Here is a 26134-nt window from a genome sequence, read left to right as displayed (position 1 = left end):
GATGTCCAAGCTTCGTTCGTTGATCGTCTGGTCCATCGTCTTCACGCAAGTCTGGACGCCCGTGCTGGCGCAGACGCTGCCGATTTCGGTGGACAAGCGCGTGCCCGGGCAGAAACCGATCGTGGGCGTCAGCAACGGCGTGCCCGTCGTGAACATCGCGCCGCCGTCCGCCGGGGGGGTCTCCAACAACCGCTACACGCAGTTCAACGTGGGGCCGTCGGGCGTGGTGCTGAACAACAGCGGTGGCGCCAGCCAGACGCAATTGGCCGGCCAGGTAGCCGGCAACGTCATGCTGGGCAACCAGCGCGCCACCACCATCCTGAATCAAGTCACCGCGGCCAACCCGTCGCAACTGATGGGCACGCTGGAAGTCGCCGGCAACCGCGCCAACGTCATCGTCGCCAACCCGGCAGGCATCACCTGCGATGGCTGCGGCTTCCTGAACGCGGACCGCGCCACGCTGACCACGGGCCGCCCGCACGTCGGCCCTGACGGCAACATCGCGCTGGACGTTGCCGGTGGCAAGCTGCGCGTCGAAGGCGAGGGGCTGAACGGCACCGCCGCCAGCCAGGTAGACCTCATCGCCCGCACGCTGGAGATCAACGCCGGCGTGTGGGCCGACCGGCTCAACGTCACGGCAGGCGCGGCGCTCGTCGATTATGGGACAGGTAACGCGACGGCCCGCGCTGGTGAAAGCCCTGCGCCCGTCGTGGCGCTGGACACGGCGGCGCTGGGCGGCATGTACGCCAACAGCATCCGGTTGATCGGCACCGAGGCGGGCGTCGGCGTGAACGTGGGCGGCGACCTGATTGCGCTTACCGGCGACTTGGAAGTCAGCGCATCCGGCGACGTGCGCATCGCACCCAGCGCGGCTATGCAGGCCGGACGCGATCTGCGGCTGGGGTCGGGGCGCGATGTGGCGGTGGACGGCGCGGTGCAGGCCGCAGGCAACGTGGCACTTGTGGCCGGCCGGGATGTTGGGATCACGGGCGTCGTGGGGGCGGGCGGTTCGGTTGATGTGAATGCGGCGGGCGATGTGAAGGTGGCCGCGCAAGGGGCATTGCAGACGCAAGGTGCGCTGCGTGTCGCGGCGGGTCAGGATTTGGCGCTGGGCGGTTCGCTGCTGATGGGCGGGCGGGATGTGCGGGTTGAGTCCGGACGCGATCTGTGGATCGGGGGGGATACGCCGCCCGGCGGCACACCGCCCACAGGTGGATTGGGTACGGAAGGTGGGGGCAATTCGGGCGGCGCTGGCTCGGGCGGTTTGAATGAGGTTGGTTCGAATTCGGGCGGTTCGAATTCGGGCGGTTCCAATTCAGGCGGCTCCAATGCTGCCGCTGGCGGCGGCGCGGGTACGGAAGGCGGCGCGTCGAACGCCGCAAGCGGCGCGGCGCAGGCCGGCACGAACGCCAGCGGTCTGGTCACGGCCAAAGGCGCCATTGCGTTGAAGGCCGGACGTGACGTCGTGCTACCCGGACAGGTCACCGCAGTCGGCGCACTGCACGCACAGGCTGCCGGCGATCTGACAGCAGGCGCGACCGCGCAACTGCAATCGGGCGGACCCGCCCAGATCCACGCGGGCGCGGATCTCAGCCTTGGCGGCCTGGTTGGCGCGCGCGGCGACGTCTCGTTGATGGCGGGGCGCGACGCGCGGGTGACGGGCAAGGGATCGTCCACCGGCCGCATCGCCATCGACGCCACGCGCGACCTGCGCATCGACGCGCCCGCGCAGTGGGACGCCGAAGGCGCGGTGGCAGCAAAGGCAGGCGGCGACTTGGCGCTGGCCGGCACGCTCCGCGCCAACGGCGACACCACGCTCACGGCAGGCGAAACATTGGCGGTCGACGGCACGGTCTCGGCCGCGTCCGGCAACATGAGTATCTCGGCAGGAGGCCACGTCTCCATCGGTTCGAAAGCCCAGGTGGCGGCGGCCGGTAACGTTGCCCTAAACGCCGGCGGCGATCTGCAAAGCACGGGCGAGGTCACCTCCCTGAAAGACCTGTCGCTGCAGGCCGCGCGCAACGTCCAGCTCGACGGCGCAACGCTCGCCACCGGCAATCTGCGGCTGCAGGCGGGCAAGACCCTGACGGCGTCGTCCGCATCGCGCAATCAAGCGGACGGCTCGGTCACAATCGCGGCTGGCGAGGCGTCGCTCGCGGGCGCATTGATCGCAGGGCATTCCGCGCAGCTCAACACACAAGGCATTCTGCGCGTGGACGGCACGGTGCTGGCCGACGCCGGCACGTTGAAAGCCGTCAGCGGCGGCGACATGATGCTCGGCAAGGACAGCGTCCTGCAGTCCGCGCAGCAACTCACTGGCCAGGCGGGCGGCAAGCTGATCGCAAACGGCACCATCTCTGGTGAAACCGACGTCCAGCTTTCCGCCGGAACCGACGCCCAACTGAACGGCAAGACGGTCGCCAACGGCACGCTCCGCGCCGACGCGGGCGGTGACCTGACGGTAGGCCAGGACGGACTCGCGCAGGGCAGCGCGAATCTGCATCTGGGCGCGGGCCAGGACCTGCGCGTCGCAGGCACGGCCGGTACCGCGCAATCGGCGGCAGGTGCAGGCACTGCGCAATCGGCGGCAGGTGCAGGCACTGCGCAATCGGCGGCAGGTGCAGGCACTGCGCAATCGGCGACAGGTGCAGGCACCGCGCAATCGGCGACAGGTGCAGGCACCGCGCAATCGGCGACAGGTGCAGGTACCGCGCAATCGGCGGCAGGCGTCGGCACCGCCCAATCGGCGGCAAGCGTCGGCACCGCCCAATCGGCGGCAGGCGCAGGCGGCATGCTGCGGGCCGAGGCGGGCCGCGATCTCTTCGTGACCGGCCTCGTCACAGCGGGCACGCCCGCGAGCCTCTCAGCCGCGCGGAATGTCGGCATTGACGGCACGGTCGCGGCGCTTGTGGGTGACCTGACGGCCGGCGCGGGCGGACAATTGCGAGTCGGCGCCACCGGACGCATGCAAGCCGCACAGAACCTGACTGCGGCATCCGGCGGCGACCTGGCGTCCGACGGCGCCATCGTCGCGGGCGGCGGCCTGACACTCGCGGCCATAGGTGATGCCCGTCTTGGCGGCACCGCCGCCGCACTCGGCGAGGCGGGCACGGGCAACCTGCTGCTCACCGGCCGCGACGTGTCCGTCAAGCAAGGCGGCCAGGTGCAGGCCGCAGGCACATTTACCGCGCAAGCCCAACGCGACCTGGCCGCTGCCGGCGCACTGGCGTCGGTCGGCGACATGATGCTGGCCGCCGCGCGCGATGCACGCGTGGACGGCACGACCGCCAGCGACGCGAACCTCACGCTTACCGGCCGCAACGTCGCCGTTGGCGCAGCAGGTTTGGCACAGGCTGCCGGCACGCTCACGTCCACCGCGCAAGGCACGTTGCTTGCCGCCGGCAGCATGCTGGCCGGAGTCGCGCAGACGCTCACCGCGGGCGACGGCATGACCATCGACGGCACCGTCGCCGCATTGCAGGGCGACCTGACGCTCAACGCGCTGCGCGGCGACCTCGTCATGGGCGCCGCGTCGACCCAACAGGCCGGCGCGGCATTGACCGCCTCCGCAGGCGGCGCTCTGAAAGCAATGGGTTCCGCTGCCGCCGGCCAAGGGATGACGCTGCGCGCTGGCACCGATGCCACGCTCGGCGGCATCGCCGCCTCCCAGGCCGGCAATGTCACCGTCGACGCCAAAGGTGCGTTGACCACAACGGCCGATGGCCGCATCCAATCCGCCGCAAACATCGACCTGCAATCCGGTGGTCTGCTGCAGAACGCAGGCGTCATTTCCGCGGTCGGCGTCGCCAATCTGGTGTCAGACACCGGTCTGAACAACACCGGCTCCGTGCTTGCGGGCGGCGACGTCAACGCCACGGCGCCTGGCGCGCTGACTAACAGCGGCCGCTTAATCGCCGGCGTCGGCGATGATGGCACGCTCAGCCTGCCCGGCAGCGTCAAACTCACCGCAGCCTTTATCACCCACCCCGGCATCAGCGCGGCCGGCAAGAACATGACGCTGACGGCAGGCGGCATGGACCTGTCCGACGGCAACCTGTCGTCCATCGGCAAGCTCGCGCTGACATCGCCGGGAGACATCGCCACGCTCGCGCTTTCCTCGCCCGGAGACATCACCACGCGCAACGCGGTGCTGCACGGCGGCAGCCTCGACATCGACGCCGTCAACCTGCGCAACCAAGACGGCAAGCTGACCTCCGCGGGCGACGCCACGCTGAAACTGGGCGGTGAACTCGACAACATCAACGGCCTGATCGCCGCCGCGGGCGACACCCGCATCGACGCCGCGCGCATCGGCAATGCCGGCGGCACGCTCGCGGGTTCGAACGTGACCCTCGTCGCGACCGGCGCCGTCAACAATCAAGGCGGCCTGATCCAGGCCGACGACACCCTGACCCTGAACGCCGCCAGCCTGGACAACCACGCCACGCTGACCGCAGCCGGAGCACCGCCCAAAGGCGTGCTCGCCAAAACCGCCACCATCGTTGCGGGCGGGATCAACAACCAGGCCGGCTCCATCAGCGCCAGCCAAGACCTGACCCTCGACACCGGAGAGCTCGACAACACCGGCGGCGAAATCGCGGCCGGGCGCTACGCGACGGTCAAGGCGGCGGTGCTGAAGAACGCCCAGGGGAAGGTGTTGGCGGGCGAACGCCTCGCCGTCACGATCCAGGCGCTGCAAGGCCTGGGCCTGCTGCAATCCGCGCAGGATCTCGCGTTCACCTACACCGGTTCGCTCAACCAGACCGGCGACATCGCCGCGGGCCGCGACCTGACGATGTCGGTGGGCGGCAACATGGACAACAGCGCCACCGTCAGCGCCGGCCGCGACCTATCCATCACGGCCAACTCGCTCAACAACCAGGCCAGCGGTGAACTGCTGGCCGGACGCAACAACACCATCAACGTCACCAACGGGCTGACCAACTCCGGCCTCATCGACGGCGGCACGACCACCATCAACGCAGGCCGGGTCGACAATTTCGGCCGCATTTATGGCAACGCCATAGCCATCCGCGCTGGAGAACTGGTCAACGGTTCGGGGCCGGGCGGCGGCGCGGTGATTGCGTCGCGTGGTGATCTGGATATCGGCGTCGGGTCGCTCGTGAACAAAGAGCACGGTTTGGTTTATGCCGGCGCGGATCTGCGCATCGGCGGCGCGCTGGATGCGAATGGCAAGGCTGTCGGGCAGGCGGCTTCGCTCGTCAATGCATCGGCCACGATCGAGGCGGCGGGCAATGCCGTGATTTCTGCGGCTTCGGTGCAGAACATCAATACGAATTACGCCAGCGAAGTGGTGCCGGTTCAGAAGGTCCCCAAGTTGTATGTGACGCCGGCTGGCACGACCGACATGTACGACATGGAGACCAACTGGTTCTGCGATCAAGTGACGCCCACATGCGGTAATGCGCCGGCGTGGCTAGATGACGACCCCGAACGCAGATTCCTGTTGCCTTCGACAAAGTACCCCCCATCCCAATATGGTCCTCCGTTCGATTATGCGCCGTCGTACAAGGGGAAAGCGGGTGTGGATGCGCCCATTGCTCCGGCGCGTGTCGCAAATCTGCGCGAATGTCTCATGGCGGGAATTGCCTCCGAGGACTGCGTGGGGACCACACGTTACGTGGCAGGGGATCGGATATGGTCCGTTTTTGGCGTGCCCCCACCCGAAGGAAATATCCCTCCAATGGTCGAAGTCTGCCGGGGGGCCCTCTGCGAGATGGTGTCTCCGCCGGAGCGTGACGCCGCTATTGCGCGAGACAAGGGCAGGCATGACCTGCTGGACGCTCGCATCCGGGAGTTCAACGCAGACTTCAATAGCCGTTTGGTCGGCACCTTCACATACTACGAAGTCGAAGAGACCATCACCGAAACCCGTACCGTCTCCTCCGATCCCGGCAAGATCCTGTCCGGCGGCGCGATGACGCTTATTGGTACCGTCACCAACGATAAGAGCCAGATCGCGGCGGGCGGCACGCTGTCGGTTAGCGGCCCCGCCATCAACAATATCGGCGCTGGCGGCCAGCGGATCATCACACGCATCGGCACCGCCACGGTCACCCAGCCTCGAGACAGCGACCGCAAAGAATACTCCGAGCCCTACAACCGCACCCTGACCGCCGAATCCATCGAGCTGCCAGTCGGCACGTCCGGCGGCAACGTGTCGGTCTCCCTCAGCGGCGCGGCGCCCGGCGCCAACGGCGCCACCGCAACCGGCCCGGTCCTGATCGCCAGCCTCGGTCTGCCTGGCGGCAACGTCGTGCGGACTGTCTCCAACCCGGCAACGATCCCCGACAGCCAACTGTTCGCCGTCAACGGCACGCCCGGTGCACCCTACGTCGTCGCGACCGATCCGCGCTTCATCGGCAACCGCGAGTCCGTCTCCAGCGACTACCTGTTCGGGCTTCTGCGACAACCCGGCGCGCCCGTCGGCAACGCCGGCGCATCCGGCGCCATCAATACAGGCCTGGGCAACACTCCCGGCGGCCTGAACGCCCTGATCCCCGCCGGCGCCAAATTTCTGACCCCGTCCGGTGAGCCCCGTCGCCTGGGCGACGGCTTCTACGAACAAAAGCTCGTCGCTGACCAAATCCTGGCCACCACTGGCCAGCGCTTCCTGGAAGGCTTTGGCGACAACGACAGCCAGTACAAGCAGCTGCTCGCCAACGGCGCGCAGTTCGCGCTGAACAACGGCATCAAGCTCGGTGCCGCGCTGACCGAAGCGCAGCAACGCCAACTCACCACCGACCTCGTCTGGCTCGTCGAGCAGACCGTCACACTGCCCGACGGCACCACCGAGACGGTGCTGGTCCCGCAGGTCTACCTCCTGGTGCGCGAAGGCGACCTGCAGGGCGACGGCACCCTCATGGCCGGCCGCGACGTCAAACTCGCCGCCGACGGCGACATCACCAACAGCGGCACCATCGGCGCCCGCGACGCCACCGTCATGACTGCCTCCAACATCGTCAACCAGGCTGGCGGCTTGATCCAGGGCGCCATCGTCGACCTCGCCGCGCGCGAAGACCTGACCAATCTGGTCTCGCTCATCAAGGGCGACAACGTTGCCCTGTCGGCCGGCCGCGACATCGCGCTGACTTCCACGTCCGCGTCCGAAAACAATGGCGCCACCTGGGGTTCCTACGTCTCGGGCGTCTCCCGCGTAGACGCCGGCGACCTCAGCCTGCAAGCCGGCCGCGACATCAACCTGACGGCAGCACAAGTCACGGCCACGGAAGATGCGCGCTTGCAAGCAGGCCGCGACATCAACCTGGCCGCGCTGCAGGAAAGCCATGGCGAATCGCTGGTCCGCAACAAGAAGAACCGGCACGACCTGAGCACCAGCTCGGAAGTCGGTTCATCCATCGCGGCAGACGGCAACCTTACGCTGATCGCAGGGCAGGACGTCAATGCCCGCGCCGCGGATGTCACGGCAGGCGAACAGCTTGCCGTTGGGGCGGGTCGGGATATCAACCTGACGGCGGGCGTGCAGACCGGCTCGGCGTACGACGAGACCTATTACAAAACCAAAGGGTTCATGTCGTCGAAGACGACGCACACCAAGACGGCCCGCGACTGGGAGCAATCCCTGGCCACCACCTTCACCGGCGATACCGCCGTACTGATGGCGGGCCGCGACTTGAACGTATCGGGCTCGAATGTCGGCGCGCAGAAGGACCTGGTGATGTCGGCCGAGCGCGACGTCAACATCCTGCCCGGCCAAAATGCCCAGGACAGCTACGACTACAAGATGGTCAAGAAGTCCGGCTTTGGCGCCATGGGCGGGTTCAGCTTTGGCACCAGCAAACAGACCGACTCGCTGGACAGCAAAAAAGTCTTCCACAACGCCAGCACCGTCGGCAGCGTAGAAGGCGATGTCCTGATCAACGCCGGCAACGCGCTGAACATCACCGGCAGCAACGTCATCGCGCGCCAAGGCGACATCACGCTGATCGGCAAGGAAGTCAACATCGGCGCGGCGTTGGATACGACCCAGGAGCGCGAATTCCATGAGATCAAGCAGTCGGGGCTGACGCTCACGGCGAGCAACCCTATCGTCAGCGCCGTGCAGACTGGCGTGCGCATGGCCGATGCGGCGGGCAAGTCAGACAACGCCGTCATGCAGGGCCTGGCGGGAGTCACCACAGGATTGGCGGCAGTCAATGCCTGCGACGCGGTGCAAGCGTCTTCCAAGGCGGCCGCTGCGGCTGAAGCCGCCAAGCCGGGCTCCTCCAACCAAATCGACAAGGTTGGCGGCGTCAGCATCAAACTCAGCCTGGGCACCAGCAAGAGCAGCAGCACGACCGATCGCAACGCATCAAACGCTTTCGGGTCGACCGTCGCCGCAGGCAAGGACCTGACCATCGTTGCGCAAGGCGCGGGCAAGGACTCGGACATCACTGTCACCGGCTCTACGCTGTCGGCCGGCAACAACGCGGTGCTTAAAGCCGAAGGCGACATCGTGCTGGAAGCCGCGCGCAACGCCTTCGAGCAAAAGACCACCAGCAAGAGCAGCAGCGCGAGCGTCGGTATCGGCTACACAACTGGCGGGCAGCAAAACGGCTTCACGCTCGAATTGGGTGCGTCCGTGGGAAGAGGCAACGCCAACGGCAAGGACGAAAGCTGGACCAACACCAACGTCACCGCAGGAAAGGTCTTGGCGATCCAGTCCGGCGGCGACACAACGCTTAAAGGCGCCTCCGGCAAGGCCGACCAGATCATCGCGTCGGTTGGCGGCAATCTGTTGCTGGAGAGCTTGCAGGACAGCAGCAAATACGACTCCAAGAACAAGAGCGCGGGCTTCGGCCTGACGCTGTGCATCCCTCCGTACTGCGCGGGCTCGAGCAGCGTCTCGGCCAACGCCAGCACGGGCAAGATGAACAGCAACTTCAAGACCGTGACGGAGCAGACGGGCTTGTGGGCGGGCGACGGCGGCTTCCTGATCGACGTCAAGAACAACACCACGCTCATCGGCAGCGTCATCGCCAGCAGCGACAAGGCGGTCGCCGACGGTCTCAACAAACTGACGACTGGGACGTTGGTCACCGAAGATCTCAAGAATACGGCGCGCTACAGCGGCAGCCAGGTCTCGATCGGAGGCGGGTTCGGGTTTGGCGGCGCTAAAGCGGGCGATTCAGGCCTGGGCACAACCAAGGGCGGCGAGGTCGCCGGCGGCGCGAGCAAAGATGCGGGCACGTCCATTTCCACGGGCAGTAGCGGCTTTGGAATGGGCACACCGATCGTGGTCGCAGCCAGCGGCAACAGCAGTTCAACAACGCAAAGCGGCATCAGTGGCGGCACGATCGTTATTCGTGATGAGGCGGGGCAGGTCGCGCTGACCGGAAAGACGGCCGCGGAGACGATTGCGTCTTTGAACCGAGATACATCGGATACCTTGAATGCGCTTAAGCCGATCTTTGATAAGGAGAAGATCGAAGCAGGGTTTGAGATCGCGTCAGAAGCCCAGCGGCAGATGGGGCAGTTTTTGACGAATCGTGCGAAGGAAAAGCAAGCGGCGGAAAAGGCCTTAACCGATGCGGTTAAGAACGGCAAGGCAATTGATGCTGCGCAGATGACGTCGCTTCTGGATCAGTTGCAGCATGCGCAGGACTGGAGTGCCGGTGGCAAGTATGGGCTGATCTTGGTGGCGTTGTCGGGAGCCGCCGGCGCGAATGTGACGGGTTCCACCAGCGCATTTGTCCAATCGGCCGCAGTCAACTATCTCCAGGGCATGGCGGCATCGCAGGTGAAACAGATCGCCGACCTGCTGGGTACCGGCAACGAGGCCGAGGGAGCGCGCGCGGCTCTGCACGGTATCTTGGGATGTGCGGGTGCTGCAGGAAAGGGTGCCGCTTGCGCATCCGGCGCATTGGGCGCGGGGGCGGGAAGCATCCTGAATAGCCTGATGGGTTCGGCGGAGGGCCTTACGCCTGAGCAAGTCGAAGCTCGGCGCAATATGGTCACCAGCTTAGTAGCGGGCATAGCGGCTGCAGCAGGCGGTGATGCAGCAACGGCCGGGATGGCCGCCACGCTGGAGACATCACAGAACTGGGGGTTCTTGGCGCCGGTTGCAGCTGCGGCGGCAGCTAAGTGTGCGACAACGACGAGTTGCCAGCGAGTCGTCACTGTAGTGTCGGAGAAGTCGACAACTCTTTGGATGCAAACGAAGGATGGCGTCACCTACGTGGTTACCGCCGCAGTGTCGGGCATTGCCGCCGGAGCTTTGGGTAATTGGGCAGCAGAACTTGTGAGCGACATTGCTGGAAAGGAGGCGGCGCTGCCTGGAAAGCCGGGGAGCGTGGTGCATGTGACTGCTCTGCCTCCTTCAATTCCGGATGAAGGGAAATATGGCCCTGAAATCCCGGTGTTACCGGCAGATCCGGAAAAACCGGCTGTAATACCTGGGCGAGATAGGTTGGAAGAGGGTGGAGAACTAGTCAATACGCCCAACGACGGGCCTATCGTAGTTGAGCCGATCTTTAGCGTTGGCAAAGACCTACAGCAGAAAGCAGAGAACTTAGGTTACGGGCAGAGAATTTCTCCCCCAAAAGCACCGTTTAACTCACACGGGCAACCGGTTTTTTGGAATGGGAAAAATTATATAACGCCTGATGTTGATGGCCATAACGTGTCGGAAGGTTGGAAGATGTTTGATCGGCGTGGTAATAGAATTGGCACTTATGACAAAGAACTAAATTGGGTGAAAAAATGAGTTTCGGAATTTTCCTTCAGCATGAGACTTCGACGGAGTTTGGCGGGCCCGTCCTGAGAGGTAAGGTAGAAATCGATGATTATTCAGAAGATTTTTTTGCTTCTGCTGATTTCTGGTCTAGAAATGATTATTTGGAAAATTGGAAGAAATCTTTAGCTGAAGGTTTTTCGGGTTGGGGGTGTTGCGCATTAATCACATCAATGCATAATCCGGCCTCGTCAAATTTTGTATTCTACTGGGCCATTTATTTTGAGGGGGAGGTTGCATATGTGCAGAATAGTGTTCTGTTTTTAAGCGAATTGCACGGCGAATTTGACCCCAACTCCATTAATAGGTATGTTGCTGCTCGGTCAGAAGTCAACGAGGACGGGGCAGCTATTTCTCAGTGGAGTGTGAGTCGCAAATCCGTGTTGAATTTTTATAAATCGCTCTGAGGCAAAGGGAGTTTGTTTGGCGTTCTCTGGATGCCGAAGAGGCGCTGCGGTACCACTCCAGAACTCATTAAATGAAACTAATTGGAAGCCTCACCGAACAGTCTTTCCGACAGCAGCTCCGCAGATCGTGGGAGGAGTTCAGGGAGCCAGGAAATAGCATTTTCTCTAATTTGGAGAATAGGTTAGGTCGAATCGACAGCGCTTTCGCACTGGGTTGGACTCCTGATCAAAGTGAGGACTTCTACACGATCTTGGTCAACGGTACTGATGTGGTCTACCTTGAAGTGTTAAGGCCCACTGGCGAGCTGGTGGACTTCCAAGTCACTAGCGTAAAAGAATATGAAAAGTCGCTTCGTTATCGCCTGCAAAAGATCATGTTGTTGGTTGCCCTAGATCTTTCAGGTAATCATTAAAATATTCTCGATTCGCAGGCTCGCGCCGCGAGAAATGCCGCAATCGGCATTATTGGGAGGGGCTTGCGTGTTGTTGATTATCAATAGCGGGCGGACATAAGGTTAAGAATAAGCTGAGGGTGCCATGCTGAGGTGGTGTACAGAAACTGGAAAACTTAGATGAAAGGTCGCTTTATAGATGTTGATTGTTCGGCTTTGTTCACGCCTTCCTTCGCGGGCGCAGATGCTTTCTCCGAACTTATCGAGGATTTTTGGGAAAACTTGCCCGAATTTCGTCCTGGACATTGGGGGTTTGTGGAACCAATAAATCTTCAACTAACAATGGCGGAGGTGCGCACCCTTCTAGGTGATACCGAAAATACCATAATGTGGAAACGCAAGTCCGCTCCCAAAGGATGGGGGTGTTTTAAAAAGAGAACATACCCGTTGCGCGGACCTCAGTCTGCCAATCATGGTATGTACGTGAAAGTTGACACGCAAAAATCTGTGGATGCGTTAATTCGCTATCTTCAACATCTAGCGGTTCGGTTTGGCGTGGAGTATGCATTTTGCGATAGCGTTGCGGCCGAGTACAAAATGATCGGATTCAAGAACGGGTTCGCACCATCCGCGGGAAATATTTACGTCTTCACCCACACCTTGTCTAAGACGCTTCCGGACATTCTTTGGGCTCAGATACTTGGTCCGGCATACGTCAAACTTTTCGGCCTGAAAAAACTAATGTCGGCACCAGCATACCGAGTGGAGCAACTGGGGCCGGAAACGGTATATATTCAACTTACCGAATCTCTATTTGATTCGCATGATCGCTATGCTGAGGTTGATGCTGTGCGAGACCGTGTAAAAAATCATTTGGACGACAATATATTCTTCAAGCCTTGTAATTCCGCAGATCACGTCTACAAAATTCCCACTTTTCAATTTCCTTAGTAGGGAGCGCAACTGTCTGGCCGAATGCCTCAAGTCTATAGGTTGTCGTACCCGACAGTCGTCACGCGTTCACAAAGGGCGCAGGGCTTGGCTCTTGCCGAGTTAAGCCTTTCGTCCTTGCGGGAAGGGCTGGAGGTTATGTTCGAAGTGAAAGGAAAGAGGATTTGCAGTATCAATGCGCGCGGTCAACCTGTGGCTGGTGTTAACGCGATTCTGCGACGCATGCCGAGATAGACGCTAACGATCAAATCGATCAAAAATGAAGTGCCCTCAAAGGGCAAAGCCTAATTCCATAGGGGGCAAGAACGCCATGTGCTGCCTGCGGGCACAATGGCGGGATTGGGGACTAATGGTGCAGTAGTTTGAAACGAAACGGCTGACGATCATTGGACCCCGATGGGACGACGTAATAACGCCTTAGAGAGAGTGGGGACCGTCTGGTACTTGTCGCCGCATTGTTGGGGCAATCTCGGCGGCGGCAAGCGGTAATGTGACAGGTAGCGGTGCCGGCTTCGTGCAAGCTGCAGCTGTGAATTATCTCCAGAGTTTGGGCGTGTCGCAGGTGAAGAGGCTCGCCGATTCCATGGGCTCTGGGGCAGGTTCTGATGCGGCGCGCGCCCTTCTGCATGGAGTTGTGGCGTGCGCGGGAGCCTCGGCAAGCAGCGGAAATTGTGCCGCTGGTGCCATGCCGCTGGTGCCATGGGAGCTGCGGCAAGTTCAGTGCTGGCCAAACTGATAAGCGCGGCTTCGGGAGATGATCTGTCGTCGGAGGAACGAGAAGCACGGGGAAACTTGATTGCCAGTATTGTGGCTGGTATGTCCGAAGCAATTTCTGTGGACCCCTCCACGAGCACTATTGCTGCGGTGACTGAGTTGACGAATAACGCTCTAACTCTGTCCCAGCTTAAGCAATTTGAAGCAGAAGCGTCTGTCTGCGAAGCGATCGGCAATTGTGATCAGGTACAGCAAAAGTTTCGCGAGCTCAGCATGGAGACTCGGGAAGTCATGATAGCTGTATGTGCCGACGATCCGACCGCCTGCAGGGAACGTTTTGGCGAGTTTGTTGAGCAGTCTACCGAGTACCGAAAGCAGTTAGACAAACTGCTCGGCATGGACATTCCAGATGCTCTCAAGGGGGACTTGGGCGTTTATTTCATGCAGAACGCCGAAGCAGCTAGCATAGTTATTCACACTGAAATTGCCGCTGATCTCCAAAAGCGATATGGCGTGAGTCCGGAGGTGGCCGAAAGGGCTGTGCTGGTGGGTAGCGCCGTTGCTGGCATGATTAAGGGAGCAAAAGGTAATGGTGTTGCTGAGGCCTTGACTAATGTTACCCAGAAACGGCTCGATAAAAAATTCAAGCATGCATCTGATTTTGGCGTGATGACTACAAAGAAAAATCCTGAAACGCTTGCTCAGTATGAATCTGCGATCAAAGCTCAAATGGCTTCTGATTCCACGACTCAACAAGGTACATACGGATTTGTAAAAGACTCTAAAGTATTCTTTAATTCGACGACTAACAACGCTGTCGTGCTGGACTCGTCCGGGAATTTTGTGACAGGATTTAAGCTCTCGCCCGGCACTCAGCAGTTTGAAAATTTTATTAAAAATGGAGTGCTTCGATGAGCCTGACTATTTTGGAGTTTGCAAGGTCGTATGTGGCGGGAAGGTTGACAGCCGAGATTTTTTCTGTGGCATATGTTGAACTTTGGAAAATTGAGCGAGATAGGAGGCTTCTTCAGCTTGATGAACCTGAGCTCAACGAGTGTTTGTCTAGTATTTTTTGTGCCGCGGATATGTACGAACCAGATGAGTCACGGGCAGAGTATGAGCTTGACGATGAAATGCTTAAATCTGAAGTCGCGAGGTTGCTGACAAATATAGCCGCTGATTAATTGGTGCAAAAGGGGCCGGTGTGTAGGCGGAGTGCCGCAAATCATTCTCAATCGTCAGAAATCGGGAATCAAGATCAGCGTGGCCGGCGGCATGCTGGGCGCGGCTCAACAGATTCACGGCACGCTTCAACAGGCTGGAGAAGCCAAGAGCGGGCGTCTCGCAGCCGTCAAGGTCGGGCAGGCCGTATACCAGGCGGTGCAGACAAACCGAACGATGGACGCGGCGAAGAGCGAAGAGGCTACGACCGCACAGACGGAGGCCGCCAGCGCACAGATCCAGATCAGCGTGAGCTCCAGCAAGTCCGTCAGCGGGAGCAAACGCACGCAAGACACCGCGTTTGGATCTTCCATCATGGCCGCGGCAATGTCTCCATCGTTGTCTTGGGCGAAAAGAATGTCGCCTGTTCCGGGAATTTGTCGATCGTGGGAAGCGAGGTCACCGGCGAGAACGTCCTGCTGGCCACGACCGACGACCTGCACCTTCTTGGCCAGGCGCAGACTTCGACCGACACCTCAACCAACAAGAACAGCGGCTGGACGGTCGGCATCGGCGTGTCCGATAGCGGCAGCGGTGGCGGGAAGGATGCCCCCGTATTCGCGGGTAAGCAAATTGCAATTCCAATTGGTAATGGCACCTCACTTGGAGCGTCTGTGGATCCACTCTTTGATCCTGTTTTGAATCGTCGGTGGGGTTTGTCGAATTTAGTAAAAAGGGTAGGTGGACAATAAATATGACTACGGGTGTTGGAATCGTCTTGCTCGGATTGGTGTCAATGTTTGTAGCGTGGCTCGTGCTTGGACGGCCGGAGAAGGCGGGAAAATGGGAAAAATTTGCGTTTTGGCTGAAATCGACATTGTTCACCACTGCAGTCTTGTTGGTGTGGCTGATGTACAGGCTTCCGGAATTAGAGGTGGGGTATGCGGCACTTATAGCTTTATGCTGCGGTGCATTATTAAACTTATGTAAATCGCACGTCGGGCTGTTAATTCCCTAGGGGTTGCGATGATTAATTCTGCTTGGGTAATTGTTTTGAACACGCCGCGGTGTTAATTTTAAGATGGGCTTGCAATGTTTAGTAAATCGAAGACTTTTGCTGTGATTGCTTTATTCGCTCTTTCTGGTCTGGCTGCTCATTCATTATGGGTTCGCCGCCTGCAGCTTTAACCTCGAATCCAGCGCCGGAAGAGAAAATCAGCCCAGTGTTGATTTATACGTCGGATTGCGATTTCAAAAAGAAAATCGACGGGGTTGGCATATTGGGTGCGAGAACAGCCTATCCAGCGGCTTATGCAGGCGAGGCGGTATGCACAGCGTTGAACAACGTACTTCCAAGCGCAATGGATGCAGCGGGAATTGCGGCGACGATTAGGACCCGCAAGTCGGACCCGAAAACGGCTAGGCCGAGCACAATGAAAGAAGACGCTGCAATTAACGGCGCAAAGTATGTTGTGGCCGTTGGGGAACCCAACGGATTCGCCGGATATCAACAGTACCCGCCCAGCGTTGGCGTCAACATTCGACTGTACGACGCAGAGACCGGGGGTATCGGGGCCTTGCCGAAGACACATACCAGATATCACTGCGCGAATTTTCCAATCGAGGTCCTTCTAAGGCAGCGCAGAACATTGCAGCAAGCATTGCGAACAAGTTGGCCCGAACTATGTTACAGCGGTGTACTGAAGAGTACCCGTATCAGTGCGAAAAGATTGGGGCGTTGCGCTTTGCCGCGCCAAGGGATGCGTACGGGAAGTGAGGCACACCGCAAGTGCGGATGGTTTTTTGCGAACACGATTCTACTAATGTTTGCGATGAAAGGTGGCGTATGAAATGTCGGTCGGCAATTAAAACAAAGTTGGCGATGATTGTTCTGTCCGGTCTTGTGGCTGGGTGTGCTCCGAAAAGTTCGTACTTGCCAAAAGAATACGACCCCGCGGCCGTCACGAAATTTAGAGCGTGCGAAAACGTGACGGTAAATAGGACACGTTTGCCCATGGGAGCAAACTCGTGACGTCACTACTTTTCGTATCACATGGAGAATGCATCCAGGGCGCACTATTTCAAGGTAAACACAATCCAGAAGGTGCTACCCGAAACGGGTAGGGAGTGGCTTTTGGCGGGCGGGGAGGGTCGGCGGGAAATGCGTTTTCGTCGGCACTGGATTTATTTATGGGCCAGTTCCGCAGTATTCGGGTTCCTCATTGCGGCCTGGTATGCTTGAATTGGTGGAAGATGCTAGCGATGGCTTTCCAACATGGGCTAGCAAGCTCAGGAAATCTAAAATGAAAACCCGTTTTATAGATGTCGATTGTTCGGCTTTGTTGACGCCTTCCTTCGCGGATGCAGATGCTTTCTCCGGACTTATTGAGGATTTTTTAGAAAACTTGCCCGAATTTCGTCCTGAACGCTGGGGGTTCGTGGAGCCAATTAATCTGCAGCTAACAATGGCGGAGGTGCGCAACCTCTTGGGCGATACCGAAAATTCAATAATGTGGAAACGCAAGTCCACTCCAAAAGGGTGGGGTGGTTTTAAAAAAAGAACATACCCGTTGCGCGGACCTCAGTCTGCCAATCATGGTATGTACGTGAAAGCTGAAACGCAAAAATCTGTGGATGCGTTAATTCGCTATCTTCAACATCTAGCGGTTCGGTTCGGTGTGCAGTATGCATTTTGCGATAGCGTTGCGGCCGAGTACAAAATGGTCGGATTCGAAAATGGGTTCGCGCCAACAGCGGGGAATATTCATGTCTTTACCCACACCTTGTCTAAGAAACTTCCGGACATTCTTTGGGCTCAGATATTTGGTCCGGCATACGTCAACCTTTTCGGCCTGGAAAAACTGTTATCGGCACCAGCATACCGAGTGGAGCAATTGGGGCCGGAAACGGTATATATTCAACTTACCGAATCCCTATTTGATTTGCACGATCGCTATGCCGAGGTGGATGCTGTGCGAGACCGTGTAAAGAATCATTTGGATGACAATATATTTTTTAGGCCTGGTAATTCTGCAGATCACGTTTACAAAACTCCCACTTTTCAATTTCCTCAGTAGAAACCGCAACTGTCTGGTTGAATGCCTGAAGGCTGTAGGTCGTCGTACCCGACAGTCGTCAAGCGATCACAAAGGCCGTAAGGCTTGGCTCTTGCCAAGATAACACTTTCGTCTTTGCGAGAAGAGCTGGAGGTTTTTACGAACTGCTGGGTTGATGTGGGATGGCCAAGATGGGAAGCTAGTGACCTCTTAATGCAGGACCAATTAAATAATTAATTTAAGAGAATTTTCAATGTTCAGACTTGTATCGACACTGCTTGCCTCGACTCTTCTGTTTACTACCGACTTAGCTTCTGCGGCAACTAATTCCCACGTGTCGCCAACTGAGGCGCTCCGTCTGTTCGCGAGGTGCGATGCTTCGCTTTTTAATGCGCTAAAGGAAAATCCTAATTTGTTAGGAACAGGCGTAAAGGTAAAAACTCGCGGAAAGGCTGCGACCATCGCGGTGGAAAATCCGCTTGCTGAAAAGGGGCGGGATCAGGTCTTTAGCGAGCCAATCATTATTGACGGGCTACGTCTTATCGCATGGCACGACGAAGTGTCCTATGATATCGACTTTGGCGGTTTCGTATTCTGGGGGTTCCGCGCGGAGGGTAGCCTCAACGCGGTAGCCAAGAAAATAAATAGCGTTCTGCCTACGTCGGAGAAACTCGTCGATGCGGGAAATACCTGGGCTCGTGCTGAAATTCGTAGGATTGGCGATCCGGTAGATTCATGGCGGCCGAATAACACTGGGACTGGTACGGTGACTGCAAATGGAAGCGTCGAGCGCGTACTTTTCCTTGAGAGTGGCACCGCCAACCAAACGAACGTCTTTTGCACGCTTCAGGGTTCGGTGACGCCAGCTTTGCTCCAAGTGTTGCGTCCCGACCTGACCAACGCCGAGTATCCGCAATGAAACTCCTCAACTTAGCAACCTTGGTTGTCCCCCTGGCTCTATTTTCGGTATGCGCCGTCACGCCGAGGGTGGCTTTAGCGGAAGGCTCACCGACTAGCCACGCTCGCACCTGCATGCAAACAAGCAACATTAAATTGACCAAGGACGGCGAAGGATTCGAGGATCCGGACCAGGTCATACGGCTGCTGTCCGATTGTCTTTCGGGCTGGCCCGACGCGCCGACAAAATTTCGGGCGATGTCGCTGCAAATGCGTGCCGCTGCCCACGCGCAAAAGAAGGACTACACCCGTGCCATCGCAGACCGTGAGGAATCAATGCGCTTGATGCCTTCCCGCACGGGCTGGGACATCATCTCACTTGCCAGCGATTATCGGGAGGATGGACAACCGGAACGGGCGGTCGAGTTGCTTCGGACAATGCTCCAAAACAACATGGGTCTTAGAGGAAAGGGCACTACCCCCGGCATGCCGAGTTATTACCATCTCGGACGCTCGCTCATTGCGCTGCAGCACTGGTCGAGTGCCGCAGAAGCGCTTTCTGAGGGCATGAGATACCAACCGGACTATGTATGGGCATATGCCTATCGTGGTCTCGCTTACGACCGGATGAAGCAGACGGAAATGGCGCGGGCGGATGTCGACAAAGTTCGCTCGTTGATCAGGGAGTCCAAACCAGATGCGCGCGAGCGTGACCAAAAGGTTTTTCAGGAGCCGCCGTTCACCGAATTATCGACGAAGTATCCTGAAGCTTCCCCGTCTCAGGTAAAGCAGGATTAATCGATGTCGTCGAGCGACTTGTTCCGAGCCGTTTTCTGCGAATGAGATGCTCTCGGCCTTTTTTCGAAGGTTAAGAACGTCCCGACGGTCGATTTTATTCTGGCTGCTGCGTCCATTCGATAACTCCGCGAGGACAAGGACGAACGCATCGACACCTTCCGCTGCGACTAAGAAGAGTTCTTCACCGTCGTTGAGGTGTTCGATGCTACCGGGCCATGGCAAAACCAGATCTGTAGTCAAACGTGCTGCAAAGGAAGTCGCACAAGGCGAACTCGTTTGATACGCGCTCGCCTGAGCAATTCTTTTCGTACCACTCGTGGCGTCTGAATCGTTCCTCTTCCAATTGAGGGTTTGGCGTCTGTTCTCGGGATGTCAGGCGTGGCGAGTAAGTGCAACCTCACCCCGCTCATATCGGGGCCATCGGTTCTAACGGATCCGTCATCGGCCGATGCGTCATTCCGCAGTCACCCGCCAGCCTTGGATCCCCCAAACCATTTCATGCGTAGGCGCAATCCCTTCCAAAAACGCCTCATCATGCGACACCACGACCATCGCCCCGGGATACGCTCGCAGCGCCTTCTCCATCGCCTCCGCCGACTCAATATCCAGATGATTCGTCGGCTCATCCAGCAATAGCAACTGCGCAGGCGTCTTCCGCCACAACGCGCACGCCAGCGCCGCCTTGAGGCGCTCCCCGCCGCTCAATGTCGCTGCGGGCGCATTGACCAGCTCAGGCCCTAGGCCCAGCAACGCCAATCGACTGCGAAGCTCGCCTTCCGCTAACGTGGCGCCCAGCACCTGCAGCGTCTCCAGCAGCGATTTGTCTTCCGGAATAACGGACGCCCGCTGATCCAGCATGGCCGTCGGCACACGGACGTCGCATACACCCGCGTGCGGAGCCAACTCCCCAGCCAGCATAGACAGCAACGTACTCTTGCCGCACCCGTTCGGCCCGCGAATGGCCAACCGGAACGGGCCAGACAGCGTCATCGTCAGCGCACATACGTCCGCTGGATAGGGCGGTTTCGCATGCTCCAGATGCAGAACGCGGCGACCCGGCGGCACGGCAGTTTCGGGCAGCGCGAGCGCAATGCCTGCCGATTGATCGATCTGTGCAGCAGCCTGCCTTACCGCATCGTCCAACGCGGCAACGGTGTCCTGCCGCCGCACGTTCTCTCGGCCCGCATGAGCTTCGGCATTCGCCTTCTTCATCCCCAGCAGAATCGGCGCCTGGTTCGCATCCCGGGCCTTGCGGGCGTCGCGGGCGTTACGTTGTTGTTGGGCGTCGTGCTGTTGGCGCAGCGTGCGCAGGGTCGCAGTGCGTTCGTTGCGTGCGTGAGCGAGAGACGCTTCGTGCGCGGCGTTCAGACGGTCCCGATGGTCACGGTAGGCTGTGTAGTTGCCGGAATGCACGGAGAGGGTGCCGCGATCCAGTTCGACGATGCAGGACATGGCGTCCAGCAGCGTTCTGTCATGGCTGACGACGATCAAGCCGCCGCGCCAGGCGTCGATCTGGTCCATGAGCCAGCGGCGGGCGCCTGCGTCCAGGTGATTGCTGGGTTCGTCCAGCAGCAAGGCATCGGGGGTCTGCATCAGGGCGCCAGCGAGCGCGACGCGAGTGAGCTCGCCGCCACTGGCAATCGAGGCGGGGTGATCGGGCTGCCACGCGGGCAAGCCGGCGTCGGCGAGCATGCGGGTCCATTCATCGCGGATGCGCCAATGGCCGTCGGTCAGATCGAAGTCTGACTGGCAAGTGCTGCCGGCTTCGATGCTGGACAAGGCCCGCAGAATCAGCACAATGCCTGCGATGTCCGCCAATGTGGTGCCGTCGGTTCGCGGTTGTTCTTGAGGCACGTAGGCGATGCGGCCGCTGCGGACAATTCGGCCGGATTGCGTTTCCATAGCGCCGTTCGCCAAACGCAGCAGCACGGATTTGCCCGCACCGTTGCGGCCGATAAGGCCATAGCGGTTGCTGCCGTCAAAGTCGTGGCTGACGTCGTTGAGCAGGATGCGTCCATCCGGCAGCGCGTGGCTGACGTGACGCAGGCTGAGGAAAGGCGCCGAGGATTGCGGCTGGGAATGCGCTGGTGCGAGCGCGCGGGAAGACTGGGCCATATGAAGCTCTCCGGATTCGATAAGACGCGTTGCGCGCAGCGCAAGCGGTGATCTGGGGGAGGGCTTAGAGGGTCATGGCCGGACGGGTCTCCGCGATGAGGGAATGAGGTTGGTTCGAGCAATGTGCCAAAGGAAAGTTCCTAGGCGCATCGCGAGCAGTGTATTTCAAAGCGAGGCCGAGGAAATCCAGCGACCAGAACGCAACGCCATCGATACCCCGCGCGCGCGCCTCAATCCTCCAGCATTCGCAGATCCGGCGGCCGGTTTTCGATGATCGCTTCCATGCTGAAGAACCCCGTCACCGTGGACAGCTCAAAGTCCGTGATCAGCTTCTGATAGAACCGGTCGTACCCGACCATGCCGCGGCACACGACTTTGATCAGATAGTCCCAGTCGCCGCCGATGCGATAGAACTCCGTGACCTCGGGCAGACGCTCGACGTGCTTTCGGAATCCATCGGCCCAGGCCTTGGCGTGGTGGCTGGTGCGGATCATGACGAAGACAGTGAGGTCCAGACCCAGCGCAACCAGGCTGACTTCGGCCCGGGTGCCGCGGATGATGCCGCAGGCGTTCAATCGTTGAAGCCGGCGCCAGCAGGCGTTCTGCGACAAGCCGACCCTGTCGGCAAGCTCGCGTTGCGAGAGCGCGCCGTCTTTTTGCAGGCAAGAGATGATGCTTAGATCAAGCTTGTCGATTTTTTCCATGGATTCGATCATATGACCCGTTTTCACGTGCTTATGGCAAAAAAACGGTGATGTTTCATCAAGGCATCCATCGTATGATATTTGCGTACTTTTCGGATCCCTCTCGCCATGAATATGCCTTTTGCCGAGGCGCCCGTACGCGTCTCGGCTTCGCCGTTGCAGCAGTTCCAAGACAGCCTGAAGACTTCTGATATCCCGGCGGCGCTTGCCGACGGGCTTATCGGCAAGGATGCCTGCATTGACGGGCCTTTTGGTTCGAAGCCTCTGGTTTACGCGGACTACGTCGCGTCGGGCCGGGCGCTGATGCAGGTCGAACGCTTTGTGCTTGAACAGGTGCTGCCGTATTACGCCAATTCGCACACCGAGGCTTCGTTCTGCGGGGGCTTCATTACGCGGCTGCGGCGCGAGGCGCGCGCAGCCATTGCGCGATGCTGCGGCGCCGGCGATGAGCATGCGGTGATTTTCTCGGGGTCGGGCGCAACGGCGGGGATCAACCGGCTTGTGAATCTGTTCGGCGTAAAGGCGGCCGTGGCTGCCGGCCGGAAGGTTCGGGTCATCATCGGGCCGTACGAGCATCATTCGAACATCCTGCCTTGGCGCGAATGCGGCGCTGACATTGTCGAGCTGGCAGAAAGCCGCGAAGGCGGGCCCGATCTGGCGCAGTTGGCGCTGGCGCTGGATGCGCCGAAAGAGACGCTGGTCGTCTGCGCGCTGTCGGCGGCGTCGAATGTGACGGGCATCGTGGCGGATGTGGAAGGCATCACGCGGCGCGTGAAGGCTGCCGGGGCGAAGATGCTGTGGGACTATGCGGGCGGCGCGCCGTACCTGCCCATCCGGATGTCGCCTGCGAGCGATGCGCAGATCGACGCCATCGTGTTTTCACCGCACAAGTTCATCGGCGGCCCGGGCTCCTCGGGCGTGCTGATCGTGCGTCGCGATGCGGTGCTGGACACGACACCGACCTGGCCGGGTGGCGGCACGGTGAAGTTCGTATCGCCCGTTGGTCATGATTACAGCGGCAGTCTGGAATCGCGCGAAGAAGCGGGTACGCCGAATGTGGTGGGCGATATCCGCGCCGCGCTGGTGGTGCTGGTGAAGGAAGCGCTGGGCGCCGAGTTCATGCAGCAGCGCCATGCACACTTCGTGCAGCGCGCGCTAGCGGCCTGGAAGGGCGCGGAGCGTCTGGAGCTGCTGGGCTCGCTGACGGCGAACCGGCTGCCGATCTTTTCGTTCCGGGTGCGCGACGGCAAGGGCGGGTTTGTGCATCAGCAACTGGTGACGCGCATGCTGAGCGATCGCTTCGGGATTCAGGCGCGCGGCGGATGCGCGTGTGCGGGGCCTTACGTGCATCGTCTGCTGGATATCGACGACGCGCAGTCGCTGCAGATGCGGCAGGCCATTCTCGAGGGCCGCGAGATCGAGAAGCCCGGCTTTGTGCGGTTGAACTTCAGTGCGCTGCTGTCGGACGCGAAGGCGGATTTCATTCTGGAGTCGGTGCTTGCGTTGGCGGCCGACGCGCCGGAGTACGAGTCCCTGTATGGCTTTGATCCCAGCCGCGCGATTTTCTTTCCGCGCGATGCCGCCCAGCAGGCGGCATAGGAACCAGGTAGTTGATGATCGCGATTGAGGCCGCTGGATCGGCCACGATCGCGATGTCTTTTCAGGACACGGCGGCAGCGATGGCGCGAATCGCACCGGTATCCGCCGACGGGAATGAGAACGCGGGCGCAATGCCCGGCCGGTATTTCAATACCGTCATCAGTCCTTCATGTGCAGCCCGCAGGTCCGGATCCACGAGGCTTTCATGCCGCTAAGATCTTCAGACGCGCCCGTCAACGTGCGCGTGACCTGATCCGAAAACTGCACGCCGTCGCGGCGGCACGCCTCGAAGTCGTCGCTTAAGGCAAAGCGCGCGTCCAGCAGGTCCAGCCGGCCCTGGCACAGCTCCCGATTCAGTTCCAGATTATTTGAGGCCTCGCGCGTGCGTTGGACGTCCTGAGCCTGTTTGATGCGGGCCAGCTCGGCATCGACGCGTGCGATGCAGCCGTCGTCGGCAAATGCGGGCGCGCTGGCGCACGCGGCGATGATGAGAACAGCGGCGAGGGACGGGCGGTGCAAGACGGCCATGCGGAAGAACCTTCGTGGAGCGCAATGAATGGCTTGCATCATAACTGCTGGCTAAAGTTTCTTGCCTTTGCGGCCGTTAACGCCGTTACAGCATTTATCGGCCATCAGGGGGCCAGCACCATGTTCAATTTCATTTCCATTGTCCTGACGATCGTTGCAGTGATCGCCTGGGCGGTGCGTCGTCAGCAGAAGCGCCACAAGGCATTGTTGGCGAAGTTTCGCGACCACAATCAACGGTTGGGCACGGCGTTTCCGGAAGACAGTGTCGACAGCGAATTGATTCTGAGCGACAAGGACAAGAAGGTCGTCATCGCGTTCGACCCCCAAAGCCAGAAACTGTGCATGGTGGATGGCGCGAAGGATCCGGGCGAAGTTCTGGACTTTTCATACATCCGCAAGTGGCAGCTCAAATGGACTGAAAAGTCGGGCAGCGGAAACCTGTCGTTCCTGAACGTGCACTTCGACTTTTCCACCAACGACCTGAAGCGGCCATTGATCCGCATTCCTGTTGCTGGCAAGGGTTATGGCGACACGTGGAATAGCCGGCTGGGAATTCTTCTGCAGGGCTGAAGCGTGATCGGCGGGTCCCATACGACGCGTGGCGCGTATGGGACCCTGCCTACGGCGTAATACTCGGCGGGCTGCGCAACGCAGCTGCGGCACAGGCATCAGTCACTGTGCAAAAAGCCAGTTTACCGCTCTGAAAATCTGTCCTACCGTCCTTAACAGATCAATGGCTCTCGAAGCCTGAGTTGCTGCTTCTATTCAGACAGCCAGCGGTCACCCCTTCTGTTTTATCAACGCTTGACGACGGAGATGAAAGAGAATGACAAACACGCTTATCAGTGTCGATCTGGAACAATCCCCCTACGAAAACAAGCAGATCCACAACCGCTGGCATCCGGATATTCCGATGGCGGTGTGGGTGAAGCCCGGGGACGATTTCATTTTGGAAACCTATGACTGGACGGGCGGCGCGATCAAGAATGACGACAGTGCCGATGACGTGAGGGACGTGGATTTGTCGACCGTGCATTTTCTGTCCGGGCCCGTGGGGGTGGAGGGTGCAGAGCCGGGCGATCTGCTGGTGGTTGATCTGCTGGATATCGGCGCCAAGCCGGACAGTCTGTGGGGATTCAACGGATTTTTCAGCCGCAACAATGGCGGCGGCTTTCTGACCGATCATTTTCCGCACGCGCAGAAATCGATCTGGGACTTTCACGGCATGTTCACGTCGTCCCGGCACATCCCTGGCGTCAATTTCGCGGGCCTGATCCATCCTGGGCTGATCGGCTGCCTGCCTGACAGAAAGCTGCTGGACGAATGGAACCGGCGCGAGCAGGCCCTGATCGATACCAATCCAGATCGCGTGCCGCCGCTGGCCAATCCGCCAGCACCCAAGACCGCGCACATGGGGGCCTTGCAGGGCGCCGACCGCGACCGCGCAGCGGGCGAGGGGGCGCGCACGGTTCCGCCGCGCGAGCATGGCGGCAATTGCGACATCAAGGATTTGTCGCGCGGGGCGCGGGTGTTCTTTCCGGTGTATGTGAAGGGCGGCGGCCTGTCGGTGGGGGATCTGCATTTTTCGCAGGGCGATGGCGAGATCACGTTTTGCGGCGCCATCGAAATGGCCGGCTGGGTGCACATGCGCGTATCGCTGATCAAGGGCGGCATGGACAAGTATGCGATCCGCAACCCCATCTTCAAGCCCAGTCCGATCACGCCGGCCTATAAGGACTTTCTGATCTTCGAGGGAATTTCCGTCGATGAAGCGGGCAAGCAGCATTATCTGGACGTGAATGTGGCCTACCGGCAGGCGTGCCTGAACGCCATCGAATACCTGAAGAAGTTCGGCTATTCGGGCGCGCAGGCTTATTCGCTGCTGGGGTGCGCGCCGGTGCAGGGGCACATCAGCGGCGTGGTGGACATTCCCAATTCGTGCGCCACGCTCTGGCTGCCCACCGAGATCTTCGACTTCGACATCCAGCCGTCCGCGAGCGGTCCCGTCAAGCACATCAAGGGCGATGTGGACATGCCGCTGTCGCGCGATCTGTAGGAG

The 26134-nt window shown here is 59.8% G+C and carries 16 protein-coding genes; 13 read left to right on the top strand and 3 right to left on the bottom strand.

Annotated features, from left to right (window positions below):
- Positions 1-19: 19 nt before the first annotated feature.
- From AB3147_RS18050 to AB3147_RS18005, 10 genes are all read left to right on the top strand, one after another.
- Positions 20-10726 carry a hemagglutinin repeat-containing protein gene (locus AB3147_RS18050; protein ID WP_367352617.1) on the top strand — a complete coding sequence of 3569 codons (10707 nt, stop codon included), beginning with the start codon at positions 20-22 and terminating at the stop codon, positions 10724-10726.
- A complete protein-coding gene (locus AB3147_RS18045; RefSeq protein WP_367352616.1) occupies positions 10723-11160 on the top strand; it encodes a hypothetical protein in 438 nt (145 codons plus the stop codon). Before AB3147_RS18050 ends, AB3147_RS18045 begins: the two co-directional genes overlap by 4 nt.
- Positions 11161-11231: 71 nt before the next feature.
- Positions 11232-11573 (top strand): hypothetical protein, encoded by a 342-nt coding sequence (locus AB3147_RS18040; RefSeq protein ID WP_279975022.1) that lies wholly within the window; start codon positions 11232-11234, stop codon positions 11571-11573.
- A 159-nt stretch (positions 11574-11732) separates the two neighbouring features.
- Positions 11733-12503, top strand: coding sequence for a hypothetical protein (locus tag AB3147_RS18035; protein WP_367352615.1), 771 nt, complete (start codon positions 11733-11735; stop codon positions 12501-12503).
- Positions 12504-13142: 639 nt separating this feature from the next.
- Positions 13143-14132 carry a colicin D domain-containing protein gene (locus AB3147_RS18030; protein WP_367352614.1) on the top strand — a complete coding sequence of 330 codons (990 nt, stop codon included), beginning with the start codon at positions 13143-13145 and terminating at the stop codon, positions 14130-14132.
- Positions 14129-14401: a colicin immunity domain-containing protein gene (locus AB3147_RS18025; RefSeq protein ID WP_279975019.1), complete on the top strand. Its 273-nt coding sequence runs from the start codon at positions 14129-14131 to the stop codon at positions 14399-14401. The genes AB3147_RS18030 and AB3147_RS18025 overlap by 4 nt, the downstream gene beginning before the upstream one ends.
- A gap of 3 nt (positions 14402-14404) precedes the next feature.
- The gene (locus AB3147_RS18020) at positions 14405-15130 is read left to right on the top strand and encodes a hemagglutinin repeat-containing protein (RefSeq protein ID WP_367352613.1); all 726 of its coding nucleotides are present in this window, start codon (positions 14405-14407) and stop codon (positions 15128-15130) included.
- Between the two features lie 1551 nt (positions 15131-16681).
- On the top strand, positions 16682-17455 hold the full coding sequence (locus AB3147_RS18015; protein ID WP_279975018.1) for a hypothetical protein: 774 nt from the start codon (positions 16682-16684) through the stop codon (positions 17453-17455).
- Between the two features lie 232 nt (positions 17456-17687).
- Positions 17688-18353 (top strand): hypothetical protein, encoded by a 666-nt coding sequence (locus AB3147_RS18010; RefSeq protein ID WP_218344691.1) that lies wholly within the window; start codon positions 17688-17690, stop codon positions 18351-18353.
- Entirely contained in the window at positions 18350-19129 is a 780-nt protein-coding gene (locus tag AB3147_RS18005; RefSeq protein ID WP_367352612.1) for a tetratricopeptide repeat protein, read from the top strand. Before AB3147_RS18010 ends, AB3147_RS18005 begins: the two co-directional genes overlap by 4 nt.
- A 453-nt stretch (positions 19130-19582) precedes the next feature.
- Here AB3147_RS18005 and AB3147_RS18000 read toward each other — a convergent pair whose 3' ends face one another.
- Together AB3147_RS18000 and AB3147_RS17995 are read right to left on the bottom strand one after the other, a co-directional pair.
- On the bottom strand, positions 19583-21244 hold the full coding sequence (locus AB3147_RS18000) for an ABC-F family ATP-binding cassette domain-containing protein (RefSeq protein ID WP_218344693.1): 1662 nt from the start codon (positions 21242-21244) through the stop codon (positions 19583-19585).
- 230 nt (positions 21245-21474) lie between these two features.
- Entirely contained in the window at positions 21475-21948 is a 474-nt protein-coding gene (locus AB3147_RS17995; protein ID WP_255596037.1) for an Lrp/AsnC family transcriptional regulator, read from the bottom strand.
- A 108-nt stretch (positions 21949-22056) separates the two neighbouring features.
- Between AB3147_RS17995 and AB3147_RS17990 the strand changes: the two genes are divergently transcribed.
- Positions 22057-23547 carry an aminotransferase class V-fold PLP-dependent enzyme gene (locus tag AB3147_RS17990; protein ID WP_367352611.1) on the top strand — a complete coding sequence of 497 codons (1491 nt, stop codon included), beginning with the start codon at positions 22057-22059 and terminating at the stop codon, positions 23545-23547.
- Positions 23548-23706: 159 nt separating this feature from the next.
- Here the strand turns inward: AB3147_RS17990 and AB3147_RS17985 are convergent, their stop codons facing one another.
- The gene (locus AB3147_RS17985) at positions 23707-24075 is read right to left on the bottom strand and encodes a hypothetical protein (RefSeq protein ID WP_367352610.1); all 369 of its coding nucleotides are present in this window, start codon (positions 24073-24075) and stop codon (positions 23707-23709) included.
- Positions 24076-24099: 24 nt separating this feature from the next.
- Between AB3147_RS17985 and AB3147_RS17980 the strand changes: the two genes are divergently transcribed.
- Both AB3147_RS17980 and fmdA read left to right on the top strand, forming a co-directional pair.
- Entirely contained in the window at positions 24100-24645 is a 546-nt protein-coding gene (locus AB3147_RS17980) for a hypothetical protein (protein ID WP_367352609.1), read from the top strand.
- A 256-nt stretch (positions 24646-24901) separates the two neighbouring features.
- Positions 24902-26131 (top strand): formamidase, encoded by a 1230-nt coding sequence (fmdA, locus tag AB3147_RS17975; RefSeq protein ID WP_175138433.1) that lies wholly within the window; start codon positions 24902-24904, stop codon positions 26129-26131.
- Positions 26132-26134: the final 3 nt, after the last annotated feature.

The organism is Achromobacter animicus (assembly GCF_040775605.1).
Lineage (GTDB): Bacteria > Pseudomonadota > Gammaproteobacteria > Burkholderiales > Burkholderiaceae_B > Achromobacter > Achromobacter animicus.
This window is presented reverse-complemented; position numbering and strand designations above follow the sequence as displayed.